Consider the following 12,044-nt stretch of genomic DNA (forward strand, 5'->3'; position numbering starts at 1 on the left):
CGGGTCAGGCTCTTGCCGGACGGGTCCCCGATCATGCCGGTGAAGTCGCCGATCAGGAAAATGACCTGGTGGCCGAGGTCCTGGAACTGGCGCATCTTGTTCAGCAGCACCGTATGGCCCAGGTGCAGGTCGGGCGCAGTGGGGTCGAAGCCGGCCTTGATCCGCAGCGGGCGGCCTTCCTGCAGGCGCGCACGCAGATCCTCGAGCTTGAGGATCTCGTCGGCACCGCGGCCGATCAGGGCAAGGGCTTCTTCAATCGAGGACACGTGACTACTCCCGGCAACGCCGATTCTTGTGTGGGGTGTTAAAGCAAAGTTAACCCGATTGGCTTCACAAAAGCCAATGGGCACAAGGGTTTGACGCGGTTTTCTCAGGTGTCTATGGTAACCGGCGATCAGGCCCGCGCTCCCGGGCCGCCAGGAAAAAACCGCAGATGCACAATTCCGAACAAGGGCGCGCACGCAAGCAGCGCTTCCAGGAACGCCTCCACGTCCTGCACGACAACGCCCTGCATCGGAAGCTCAGGCATCATCTTCCCGCCGCCTTCAATGAGCGCTGGACCCGCCGCCATTGGATGCACGCCAGCCTGTTCGCGACCATCGGCGCCCTGGTGGCGACGATCGTCCCCGGCTTCTCGCACACCATCGATGCACCTTACGCCGACAGCCACACCAGCCTGGCGCTGCCGTTGCCACCGCTGGCGATGGCCCGCCAGCAGCAGGTGCCCGGTGACAGCTGGCAGGTGCTGCGGGTGCAGCGCGGCCAGACCCTGAGCGACCTGTTCGACAAGGCTGGCATCCCGGCCACCACCCTGCACCGGGTACTGGACCACCCGGGCGCGCGTGAGGCGCTGACCAAGCTTCGCCCGGGTGCCGAGATCGCCTTCGACATGCCGCTGTCCGGCGACCTGCGCAGCATCCGTTTCGACCGGGATGCCGACAACCGGGTCGAACTGAGCCTGGCCGGCGATGACATCAAGGAGAAGGTGACCCAGCGCGAGACTTCCACGCGCACCGTGGTCACCAGCGGCGAGATCACCAGTTCGCTGTATGCCGCAGCCCGCCGGGCCGGGCTGTCGCCGTCGGCGATCGCGACGATGACCGACGACATTTTCAAGTACGACATCGACTTCTCGAAAGACCTGCAACCGGGCGATCGCTTCAGCGTGGTGATGGATGAGACCTGGCGCGAAGGCGAGAAGGTGGACACCAGCAAGATCCTGGCGGCGACCTTCACCACCGGGGGCAAGACCTATTCCGGCTTCCGCTTCGACCGCAACGGCAAGTCCGAGTACTACGACATCAACGGCCGCTCGCTGAAGAAGAGCTTCATCCGCATGCCGATCCCGTTCGCGCGGCTGAGCTCGACCTTCGGTGCGCGCAAGCACCCGGTGCTGGGCAAGATGCGCATGCACAAGGGCGTGGACTACGCTGCGCGCACCGGCACCCCGATCATGGCCGCCGGCGACGCCCGCGTGCAGTTCGCCGGCGTGCAGCGCGGCTACGGCAACGTGGTGATCCTCGACCACGGCCGTGGCCACACCACCCTGTACGGCCACATGTCGCGCTTTGCGAACATCAAGACAGGCCAGCGCGTGGCCCAGGGCACGGTGATCGGCTATGTCGGCTCGACCGGCCTGGCGACCGGCCCGCACCTGCACTACGAATTCCGCGTCAACGGCGAGCACCGCAACCCGCTGACCGTAACCATGCCGCCGCCGGAGCCGCTGAAGGGTGCCGAGCTGGTCGCCTTCCGCGCGCAGACCGCACCGGCGATGGCGCGCATCCAGGGCATGGAGAAGCTGATCTACGCCGATGCCAGCCCGGCACCGACCAGCCGCGACGAGGCCGCCCCCGAGGTGGCCAGTGCCAAGGACAAGCAGGCGACCGGCCGCAAGCGCGGCTGAGCCCCTGCGTTGACGAAGAAGGACGCGGCAGCCCAAGCTTGCCGCGTCCTTTTTTTATGCCTGCCATGAACACGACTGCCGACGTTGACGCCCCCCTTTACCTTGGCCTGATGTCGGGCACCAGCGCCGATGGCATCGATGCCGCGCTGGTGCAGTTCCCCAGTGGCGGTGGCTGCCGCTTCGTGCACGGCCTGACCGCCCGCTGGGAGCCGGTGCTACGTGCGCGGCTGGTGGCGCTGGGTGAAGGTGGACCGCTGGACTCGCTGGAGGAACTGGGCGAGCTGGATGCGCGGATCGCGATCAACTTCGCCGACGCCGCCAACCAGCTGCTGGCCGAAGCCGGCGTGGACCGCAGCCAGGTGCGCGCGATCGGCTCGCATGGGCAGACCGTGCGCCACCGCCCGCTGGCCGACCCGGCGTTCACCGTACAACTGGGCGACGGCAACCGCATCGCCGAGCTGACCGGGATCACCACGGTGTCCGACTTCCGCCGCCGCGACGTGGCGGCCGGGGGCCATGGTGCGCCGCTGATGCCGGCCTTCCATCTGGGCATGCTGGGCACGGCCGATGAAGACCGCGCGGTGCTCAACCTGGGCGGCATCGCCAACCTGACCCTGATCCCGCGCGAGGGCGCGGTGCGTGGCTTCGATACCGGCCCGGCCAACGCGCTGATGGATGCCTGGTGCCAGCGCCACACCGGCCGCACCTTCGATGCCGACGGCGCGTATGCCGCCAGTGGTGCGGTGGACGAGAGCCTGTTGGCCAGCTGGCGGTCCGACCCGTGGTTCACGCTTCCGCCGCCGAAGAGCACGGGCCGCGAACAGTTCCACCTGGCATGGGCCGAGGCGCATATGGACGAAGGCCAGTACGCCGCCGCCGATGTGCAGGCCACCCTGCTGGAGCTGACCGTGGCGACCGTAGTCGATGCGCTGCTGGCGCAGCAGCCGCAGACCCGGCGCCTGCTGGTCTGTGGCGGTGGCGTGCGCAACCAGCAGCTGATGAAGCGCCTGGCGGCGCGGCTGCCGGGAGTGCAGGTGGAGTCCAGCGCGGTGCACGGGCTGGACCCGGAGTACGTCGAGGCGATGGGCTTTGCCTGGCTGGCGCAGCGGACGATGGACGGGCTGGCCGGCAACCTGCCGAGCGTGACCGGGGCGAAAGGGCCGCGGATCCTGGGCGCGATCCACCTGGCGTGAGGTGGTGCCATCCGCGCATGGCGTGGATCTACCGGGAACGGCAGTCGAGCATGGCTCGACTCCCCAAAGGCGCTAATCGAAGCCCTGTCCTGCGGGCAGGGCCTGCAGGGCGGCGATGGCGTCGGAGAGCGCGTCCACTTCGGGATCGCCGAAGCCGGAGCGGACCTCCAGTTCGCTACTGAACAGGCCCTGCTCCAGCAAGGCGGCGCAGGTCTGTTCGTGGGTCCAGCCGCGGGCAACCGCGACGCGTCGGATACGTTCCAGCAGCAGCGGGTCCAGGTCCCGCAGCACAACATCGGCCATGCTCACTTCCCCGTTCGCAGGGCACCGCCCCCTCGGCGCGTCGGGGGCGATGATCCCGCAGTCGGGGCGGGCAGGCAATCAGGTGACCGGCGGCCCGCGGTCGGTGATCCGCGGCCACAGCCACGCCAGCAGCAGCAGGGTCGGCACCACGGTGATCGAGCTGAGGATGAAGAACGTGCTGTAGGACGTGGCTTCGACGATATAACCGGAGACACCGCCGACGAACTTGCCCGGCAGGTTGGCCAGCGAGACCAGCAGCGCGTATTGGGTGGCGGTGAAGTTGCGGTCGGTCAGCGACGACATGAAGGCGACCAGCACGGTGCCGGCAAAGCCCTGGAACAGGTTGTCGGCACTGAGCGCGGCATAGAACGCCCACAGCTTGCCCGGATTGTGCGCCATCAGCAGGAAGGCGAGATTGGACAGCGCCACGCCCAGTGCGGCCACCAGCAGCATGCGGCGGAAGCCGAACGCGGCTACCGCGATGCCGCCCAGGAACGCGCCGCCGATTCCCATCCACACGCCGAACAGCTTGGACACGGTGGCGATGTCGGCCTTGTCGAACCCCGAATCGAGATAGAACGGCCCGGCCATCACACCGATCACCTGATCGGGGAACTTGAACAGGCCGACGAAGGCCAGCAGCACCAGCGCCAGCGCCACGCCATTGCGGCTGAAGAAGCTGGAGATGGGCTGGACGAATGCTTCGGCGATATCGATGCGGCGCTGCACGGCGATGGCCGGGCGCTCCGGTTCGGCGCACAGCAGGGTGGTGACGATCGGCAGCAGCATCAGCGCTGCCATCGCCAGATAGGCGACGATCCAGCCTTCGAACTGCGCCAGGTACAGCGCGCCAGCACCGGCCAGGATCAGGCCGATCCGGTAACCCAGCGTATAGGTGGCCGCCAGCGCCGCCTGGGCGGCCTGCGGTGCGATCTCGATGCGATAGGCATCGACGGCGGAGTCCTGGGTGGCACCGGCGAACGACGCCACCAGCACCCACATCACCAGTGGCCAGACACCCTCCTCCGGCCGCACGAAGGCCAGCGCGACCAGGCCAACCAGCACCAGCACCTGCGACACCAGCAGCCACGAACGGCGGCGGCCGAGCCCGCCCAGCAGCGGAAAGGCATAGCGGTCCAGCAGCGGTGCCCACAGGAACTTGAGCAGGTAGAAGAAGCTGGCCAGGCTGATCAGGCCGATGCTGCCCAGGTCCAGGCCGACGTCTCGCAGGCGCGTGGACAGCGTCTGCGAAGCGATCAGCAGGAACGGCAGGCCGCTGCCGAACCCGAGCATGGCCATGGTCAGCGCCGACGGGGTACCAAAGGCGCGCTTGATGCCTGCCCAGCCCTTGTAGCTGACCGGCGTGGCGGCCTCGGTCACAGGTCGTAGTCCACGGTGAACGGCGCGTGGTCGGAGAAGCGCTCGTCGCGGTAGATCGAGCAGCTGCGCAGGCGGTCACGCAGGCCCGGGGTGATGAACTGGTAATCGATGCGCCAACCGACATTGTTGGCGCGGGCGGCGCCACGGTTGCTCCACCAGGTGTAGTCCTCGCCGGTGGGGTTGAGCAGGCGGTAGGCATCGGCCCAGCCGCGGCCAGCGGCGACATCGGTCGCCTGGCCGTGGTCGGCGCACAGGGCGTTGAGCCAGTCACGCTCCTCCGGCAGGCAGCCGGAATTCTTCTGATTGGACTTCCAGTTCTTGATGTCCAGCGCCGAACGCACGATGTTCCAGTCGCCGCACAGCACGTAGTCGCGACCGCTGCGCGCCCACTCCTCGAGGATCGGCCGCAGCCATTCCATCACTTCGAACTTGAAGCCCTGGCGCAGGTCGCCCGAGCTGCCGGACGGAATATAGAAGGAGACCACGCTGAGGTTGCCGTAGCGGGCCTCGATGTAGCGGCCTTCGTCGTCGAACGGGGCCCAGCCCAGCGAGGTGATGACTTGGTCCGGCTCGCGCTTGCTGTAGATCGCCACGCCGCTGTAGCCCTTCTTGGTGATGGCGTCGCGGTAGAAACAGTGGTGGCCATCGGGGCGGAACATCGGGTCGGTCAGCTGGTCTTCCTGGGCCTTGGTTTCCTGGATGCACAGGACGTCGGCGTCCTGGGCACGGAACCAGTCGAGGAAGCCCTTGGTCGCGGCGGAACGGATGCCATTGGCGTTGAAACTGATGATGCGAAAAGTCACAGTAACCTATTGTTCTTAAAGGAGGTCTATGGAGCTTCGTGCCTTCCGTACCAACACCAGTACCAACTATTTCAGGCGCTGCGTACCAACACAATTGCGCCCGCAAGACTACGTCTCACAGATCCACATTGCCATACGGTAAGGCCCGCCCGGGTTCTCTGCGGTCCAGCTGCACCGCGCTGTGTCGATTCCAAGCGGGCATTAGCGAAGGGCACCTTGCCTAAGTGTTTGCCTAACCTGAAAAAATCTACTTTTGCTCCACGATGCATACTGAATGGAAGCTGAACTAAACAAGCCAATGTCGCAGCGGCTGAGACCACAACATGTAGGAAGAGGCGATCCTCAACCACAACATCTTGGGAGTTTCAGTGGATAAGCCTGTGGATATCCGCCGAATAGAAGGCATCCTTGGCGGCTTGCGAAGCCATCTTCCCATGGGAATAATTCGTCCACGGAAGGGCCATAGGCCCCATCCAAAAGAAAACACGGCCGTTTGCAGGTGACATATAAGAGAGGCTCGACCTCCACCTGCAACCGGCTTTTTTTTGCCCAAAGGAAGGGGATACCGTGGGTAAGAGGTACGCGCTGCTATTGGATGCGGGGTTCGTCAAGCGCAAGATCAAGCGAGATCTTGGCGGAGTGACGGCTTCGAACATTGAGCGGTTGGTCGCCTCTATTCGCAAGCATGAAGCTGTATCGGGATTTGAACTTCACCGCATCTACTACTACGACGCAGCTCCCTTGGGTCGATCAGTCGATCACCCGCTCACGGGAGAATCAATCGAGTACGGCAGTACAGATGTGTTCAACGAGAACGTAGCGCTGCTCAAAGAGGTAGCGAAGCTACCGCACTTTGCTCTCCGCAAAGGAGAGTGTACGCACGACGGCTGGAGCGCCCAGTTCAAAAAATTGAAGCGTTCAGCGGCGAGGTTCGATTCTGAAAACAGCACGCTGCAAGTTCGCCCAACCGACTTGAAGCCGGTGATACGTCAGAAGGGCGTCGACATGCGAATCGGCATGGATATCGCCGCCTTAACCCTGAAGAAGCATGTCGACGTGATCGCGATGGTTACGGCAGACAGCGATTTCGTGCCGGCTATGAAGTTTGCTAGACGCGAGGGCGCGCAGCTCCACCTCTTCACCCTCGCGCATGGGGTGAAGGAAGAGATGTCCGAGAATTGCGACCTTTTGATTCCGGCCAGTGCACGATCGTTGGTGGATCTGCTACCCGTTGATCCTTCGGCGACAACCCCACAGGCTTGCTGAAGAACCGCGTCCCGCCGACCGAACGTCGCCTGGTCCTGGCCCTACCCCATCCAGCCGAACGGCGGTTTCAGGTCGGCCTTGGCCAGCCGGTTGCCGCGGACCCTCTCCTGCCAGGCCAAGATGGCGGCCACATCCTCCCGCAGCCTGGCCTCGTGCCTGGTCACCCACAGCTCGGCCCCCGCGCGGCCCTGCTCGTAGCTGCTGCACACGCGGAACGGACCGCCCGGGCCATGCCGGTGCCGGTCCAGCGAGGCAATCCAGATGCCGTCGTTCACCCGACGGATCATGGCCACCACCCACACGCTGTGGCAGGCGACCACGGTCAACGGGTCATCGGGGAGGCTGGCAGACCGGGTCGTCCAGCGAAAGTCAGGGGGGAGCGTCATGGCCGGCAGCATACGGCCAGTCGTCTCAAGGGCCGCGATCGCGTTGGCGTCCTGCCTGAATCGTTAGGGGATGGAGTTGTTAAGCGCTGCACCGGCGATTTGACGAAATGGTCAATTTGGCCGAATTGCAGGGCAGAGCCTGGCTCGACTCTGTGCCGGCGCGGCGCTGCTCACGCGCCCCCGGGTTGAGCTGCCATAGGCCCCGAGTCCGGCATGGCCAGCATGCTCGTCCCGCCTCACCAGTGCCATAGGGCAACTGCGCGCGGCAGGATCGGTAGTTCCCTACGCCGCCAGCCGATGCTCGTAGAACGGGTGCCGCTTGTCGTCGAAGATCCGGTACAGGCTGACCAGGTCAGCGGGGTCCGGGTTGAGCCACGCTTCGACGTGCTCGGGCTTGATGTTGATGATGGTCCGGTCGTGGCCGGCGGCAGCCACCTCGGGCTCGGGGTCGTCGGTGATGGCAGCGAACGACAGCAGATCCGGCTCTTTGCCGGCCGGGTCCTTCCAGTGCGACCACAGGCACGCGACCAGCATCGGCTCGCCCGTGCGCGGGGTGAACTGCACCACCTGGTTCTTCCCGTCCGGCCCCTCGACGTTCTCGTAGAACGTGTCGACCACCATCAGGCCGTGGGTGTGTCCGAACGCCGGCGCCCAGAACTTCTCCAGGCTGTCGCGGCGGGCGTTGTAGGTGCCGGGGAAGCGCTGGTCGTAGTTGGCCGGCTTCCCGGCCAGGCGGCACTGGTAGCGCATCGGCTTGATGACCAGCTTCCCGCCCTCGGAGATGATCACCGGGGCGTAGACGCCGGGGAAGATGCGGCTGTCGCGGTCCTTCGGCTCAACGCGCTGCAGGTCCGCCAGCCGTGCCTTGGCCCGCTCGATCTTGTTGCCGGCGATCCGCACATCCTCCCGAGCCTTCTTCGTCTCCTTCACCTGCAGCGCGCGCTCAGCGTCGGCCAGCCGCTTGCGGTTGGCGAACAGCTCCTGCTCCAGGATGGTGGCCTCGGCCCTGTTCCATTGCTCGATCTCGGCCCACACCGCCAGCTCCGCCGGGCTAGCGCCAGCCCGGAAGGCGTCATCCATGGCCTTCGGCGTCTTGGGCCGCTTCTTGCCCGGGTCATGCGCGTAGAGCGCGGCGAACTCCTGCAGCGACAGGGTGGCGCCGGTCATCCGGACCAGCTTCTGATAGGCGGCGGTGATCTGGGCGGAATAGCACATGGGCGCAATCTGGCCGCAGCCACCGTCGTGGCGGCGTGAGGAAGCCCAGCGTCAAAAGAGGCGCTATGGCCAGTTAACGGCCATCCACGTCCCGGCCGCCGAAAACCCTGCCTCCCGCGCTGCCATAACGCAATCAAAGCTATCGACGAGTTCCTCCTCTACGAGAAGTGTGCTGCCATGTTCAACTCGAAAGCTGGCTGCAATTGAACCATCGGTCACAACATTGACTGTTATTTCGCAACCTCTCCGTACGTCATGGAAGGCCTCAAAACTGAAACGATCATTCATGCCCATCTACTCCACTAAGAAGTGATATGAGCATTTCACCTTCCACACCAATTTTCCACGTCGACTATTTCTGAACCGGCAAAACCATCAGCACCCCGCTCTCACGCCGACACCGCCGCAAACTCGTTTGCAGGGGACAGCCCCTCAAGCGGTCGGTCCGGGATCCACCGGGGGCAGCTGTGCCGCGCCTGATGGTGGCTGCAGGCTCGCAAGATAGACGGCATCGGTCGCTGCCTTGATCATCGCCATGAGCTTCCACCCAGGTTCAGTGCTTTCTTCACCGGTCAGCGGGTTGGTGATGACGTATGTCATTGCTAACAGGTCACTGATCTTTGCGGGAAGGACGCCCAGAAAGGTGCGCTCCAACACCGTGCCGTCTGCCTGTGTGGTCAGCTTCTCGAAGTGGAATGTTACGGGGCCATCGTTGGTGTACGGGTTCCAGTCGATGCCTATGCGCGGCGCAATTGCTTCCACCCGAGTTCCGAAGGCCGCGCTCTCGCTTATCAACGCCATGTTGGTCTCCATGTCAGTACCCCGCCACGTTTACGGTCATGATGTGCATCTGGCTGCTAATCGCCCGCGGCGCCGGATTGCCAAAGAATGCATATGTCCCCTCCCCAGTCGTCCCTTGGGCGACCGTGTAGCCGTTTCCGTTTGATGTAAGCAAGCCAGCGAAGCAAGCCCACTGCCAATCCGCGCTAGGCGAGGCTTGCACGCCGGTCCAGCGAAAGCCCGGCACGGTGATGATCTGCGCGTAGGTGCCTGGACCTAAGTTCACGTCTGCGGACGGCGTAGAGCCCACCAGGGTGCGAGCATCCACCACGCGCATGTACCGGTTCTGCGAGTCGAAAACAACGCGTTCCTGGGCGTCGAACACCTGCAATCCGAAGCCCGGGCCGGACCGGACGGGAGGTCGGTCAAACACGAATACCTCAATTGTGTCGCCGACTGCAGCACCGCCTCCATGCACGCTGATCCAGCCGAACTCCCACCCCCCGCTCACCTGGCGCGCACGACTCACGGTGAATGGTTTGCTGCAGCGCGCGGCCACCAATGGTCTGTCGCCGGTGACGGTCAGGAAGGCTTGGTTTCCGAAGCCTCCTGTGACCGGCCCTGCTGCAGTCTGGAAGGTCAGCGTGTGCTTTGAAATGAAGGCGTAGTTGAAGAAATTTTCGTCGATGATGACGTTGTCATTGTTGTTGATGAACTGGAACCCGGCAGGCATCAGTACGTCCCAAAGTAGAAGTTCGCAGGTGTGGTCCAACTAACGCTTGTGCCGCTGATAGTCGGCACGGTGATATCGACCGGATACATGAGGCCGTTCTGGTCAAGGATCGGTAGCACGAATGGGATTCCCTGCGAGAGCGCAGGCTCTTGAAGCGATCCACCGGCGCTCTGATTCACAACTCCAAGAAGCCGGGTCATTCGGCTAGTCAGGTCAACGGTGATGTTGCCGAACTCGTCCCAGCATTGCAGTCCAGTAGGCATCAGCTGCTCCATGTTCCAAGACGGATGCGCCGCTTGTTGTTCTCGTCGTATCCGGTGAAGTGCCCATCGCTGTATTCCATCCGCCGGCCGTTGCCAGGTGACACAAATCGCACCTTGTCGAACAGAAAATCAATCGTGCTCGTCGTGCCGTTGTTCACCGAACGTATACCGGCCACCCGACCATTGGCGTCAAGCGACATGGTCCAGCTGGCTCGATACTCGGCGATCCCGTTCTCATTGATCGTCGTTCGTGCCTCAATCGCTTGGGTGACCGAAGCATATTTGTAATCCATGCCGCGAACGCCGAGCTGGTAGGGAGGCGGCACCGTCTGCTGCGCCGTCACGCGGGCAAAGATCGGCTCAAGCAGCCAGAAGTTGCAGCTGGTTTCGGTCGTGGTCCAAACGAACAGCACAGGGCGCACAGATGCGGCACCAGCAGGCGCAGTGGCGAATCGCGTAGAGGTGGCATAGTTGGCGTACACCGAACCACCCTGCGGATTGCGTGCGGACGCTGCCGCCTGCGGCTCCCCGATCTGAATGCCATCGGCATCGTAGAAGATCATGCCGAAGGCGATATCGCATCGATGTGCCAGGAACTTGGTCGAGGCGCAGAACCTCTCCCCAGGCTTGCAGGACACGTTGGCTCCGTTGCGCAGGATGTTGTAGCTCGCGGCCCCACCGTTGGCGGCTGAGCCAATCGTATGCCCCCCGACAGGGAACCAGTCCGCAGACCACCAATCCCTGCGCATCACCTGGAAGCCGGCCGGATTCCAGATCCAGTCCCATCCACCCGCATCCCACTCAAATCCCGTGTTGAATGCAAGGTTTCCGCTGCCGCCCAGCTCAGACCGTACGCTGGTCAGCGCCGATGCGTTCGCCGCGATGCTCTCGCCCTGCTGTTGCACCGTGGTGGACAGTGCCGTCACTGCGGACGTGTCCGCCTTTCCTGCAATCGCCGCGTTGGCTGCGGAGATTGCCTCGGCGTTGGCTCGGATTCCATCCTCACTCTCGCTCACCCGGCTCGATAGGGCGTTCAATGCAGCCGCGTCTGCCTTTTGTTCCAGCGCCGTTGCCACACCATCAACGCGCTCGGAGATGACCGCCAGGCCATTCTCCGTCTGCTCGATGCGAACGCTGTGATTTGTCAGCTGCAAGCCTTGAGCCCCTACCGCCTCCGCCAAGGAGCTGTAGTCGCCGATCTTCTTCCAGAACGCCGCATCCGATGGCAAATTCCCTTTCGTTTCCACGAGTGCGTAGTACAGCCCGCCTTCCCACTTAACGACCGCCCCCGGGTTGTATGCCATCTCAGGGTCAAAGACAGCCGCATTCAAGGCAGCGTCCAGATTGGCGATCTGCTGTGCCTGCTCGGCGAACCCCGCTGCCATCTCTTGACCGAGCCGGTTTTGCTCTTCGATCAGGTCGATGATCTCCTGCGCCGTCGGCGGGGGCTTCACCGGAATGATGGAACCCTCTCCCGCCTTGCCGCGCACGCTGGCGGTGATCTTGAACCACCATTCCTGCCCACTGCCATCGCTGTAGAGATAGCGGGTTTCAACCACCCGGGCGATCTCCGTCCACGGCCCCTGCGCTGTTGGTCCGCGCTCAATGATGTAGATCACCCCCTCCTGGTCTACGGCGTCCCACTCGATGAGCACGCCATCGGCGACCGGATTGGGCACCACACCCTCCACCGGTGGCACATCCGGAGACACGTACGCGATCGGGAACCAAGAGGATTCCCGCAGCGGAACAGGGGTCACCGATGGAAGCGGCCCTGCCCCGATCTCGATCAGGGTTATTTTCCTTGCTTTCATGT

At 63.9% G+C, this 12,044-nt stretch carries 13 protein-coding genes (1 of these 13 running past the window's edge); 3 read left to right on the forward strand and 10 right to left on the reverse strand.

Features of this window, described 5'->3' with window-relative positions:
• Positions 1–266, reverse strand: partial view of a tyrosine--tRNA ligase gene (tyrS, locus tag B9Y82_RS18515; RefSeq protein ID WP_100474837.1) — the beginning only. 946 nt of this gene lie to the left of the window's left edge; only the first 266 of its 1,212 coding nucleotides appear in the window; the start codon lies at positions 264–266; the stop codon falls past the left edge of the window.
• A 167-nt stretch (positions 267–433) separates the two neighbouring features.
• Between tyrS and B9Y82_RS18520 the strand changes: the two genes are divergently transcribed.
• Positions 434–1,906: a M23 family metallopeptidase gene (locus B9Y82_RS18520; RefSeq protein WP_100474838.1), complete on the forward strand. Its 1,473-nt coding sequence runs from the start codon at positions 434–436 to the stop codon at positions 1,904–1,906.
• Positions 1,907–1,971: 65 nt separating this feature from the next.
• The gene (locus B9Y82_RS18525; RefSeq protein WP_100475278.1) at positions 1,972–3,099 is read left to right on the forward strand and encodes an anhydro-N-acetylmuramic acid kinase; all 1,128 of its coding nucleotides are present in this window, start codon (positions 1,972–1,974) and stop codon (positions 3,097–3,099) included.
• 72 nt (positions 3,100–3,171) lie between these two features.
• On the opposite strand, the gene B9Y82_RS18530 is transcribed toward B9Y82_RS18525, so the two are convergent.
• The 3 genes from B9Y82_RS18530 to B9Y82_RS18540 all read right to left on the reverse strand — a co-directional run bounded on the left by B9Y82_RS18530 (position 3,172) and on the right by B9Y82_RS18540 (position 5,585).
• Positions 3,172–3,402 (reverse strand): hypothetical protein, encoded by a 231-nt coding sequence (locus B9Y82_RS18530; RefSeq protein WP_005420465.1) that lies wholly within the window; start codon positions 3,400–3,402, stop codon positions 3,172–3,174.
• A 78-nt stretch (positions 3,403–3,480) separates the two neighbouring features.
• Positions 3,481–4,782 (reverse strand): AmpG family muropeptide MFS transporter, encoded by a 1,302-nt coding sequence (locus B9Y82_RS18535; RefSeq protein WP_100474839.1) that lies wholly within the window; start codon positions 4,780–4,782, stop codon positions 3,481–3,483.
• A complete protein-coding gene (locus tag B9Y82_RS18540) occupies positions 4,779–5,585 on the reverse strand; it encodes an exodeoxyribonuclease III (protein ID WP_049448589.1) in 807 nt (268 codons plus the stop codon). Before B9Y82_RS18540 ends, B9Y82_RS18535 begins: the two co-directional genes overlap by 4 nt.
• A gap of 567 nt (positions 5,586–6,152) precedes the next feature.
• On the opposite strand from B9Y82_RS18540, the gene B9Y82_RS18545 reads away from it, so the two are divergent.
• Positions 6,153–6,851 (forward strand): NYN domain-containing protein, encoded by a 699-nt coding sequence (locus tag B9Y82_RS18545; RefSeq protein ID WP_065186841.1) that lies wholly within the window; start codon positions 6,153–6,155, stop codon positions 6,849–6,851.
• Between the two features lie 41 nt (positions 6,852–6,892).
• Here B9Y82_RS18545 and B9Y82_RS18550 read toward each other — a convergent pair whose 3' ends face one another.
• From B9Y82_RS18550 to B9Y82_RS18575, 6 genes are all read right to left on the reverse strand, one after another.
• Complete coding sequence (locus B9Y82_RS18550; protein ID WP_428993176.1) at positions 6,893–7,177, reverse strand: hypothetical protein; 285 nt, start codon at positions 7,175–7,177, stop codon at positions 6,893–6,895.
• A 342-nt stretch (positions 7,178–7,519) separates the two neighbouring features.
• Positions 7,520–8,452, reverse strand: a complete 933-nt coding sequence (locus B9Y82_RS18555; protein WP_100474841.1) for an SOS response-associated peptidase family protein — start codon at positions 8,450–8,452, stop codon at positions 7,520–7,522.
• 432 nt (positions 8,453–8,884) lie between these two features.
• Positions 8,885–9,253 (reverse strand): hypothetical protein, encoded by a 369-nt coding sequence (locus B9Y82_RS18560; protein WP_157804671.1) that lies wholly within the window; start codon positions 9,251–9,253, stop codon positions 8,885–8,887.
• A gap of 13 nt (positions 9,254–9,266) precedes the next feature.
• Positions 9,267–9,965, reverse strand: a complete 699-nt coding sequence (locus tag B9Y82_RS18565) for a hypothetical protein (RefSeq protein ID WP_100474843.1) — start codon at positions 9,963–9,965, stop codon at positions 9,267–9,269.
• Positions 9,965–10,228 (reverse strand): hypothetical protein, encoded by a 264-nt coding sequence (locus B9Y82_RS18570; protein ID WP_099475744.1) that lies wholly within the window; start codon positions 10,226–10,228, stop codon positions 9,965–9,967. Before B9Y82_RS18570 ends, B9Y82_RS18565 begins: the two co-directional genes overlap by 1 nt.
• Positions 10,228–12,042, reverse strand: a complete 1,815-nt coding sequence (locus tag B9Y82_RS18575; protein WP_157804673.1) for a hypothetical protein — start codon at positions 12,040–12,042, stop codon at positions 10,228–10,230. Before B9Y82_RS18575 ends, B9Y82_RS18570 begins: the two co-directional genes overlap by 1 nt.
• Positions 12,043–12,044 lie beyond the last annotated feature (2 nt).

The sequence above is a fragment of the Stenotrophomonas maltophilia genome (assembly GCF_002799155.1).
Taxonomy (GTDB): Bacteria; Pseudomonadota; Gammaproteobacteria; order Xanthomonadales; family Xanthomonadaceae; genus Stenotrophomonas; species Stenotrophomonas maltophilia_R.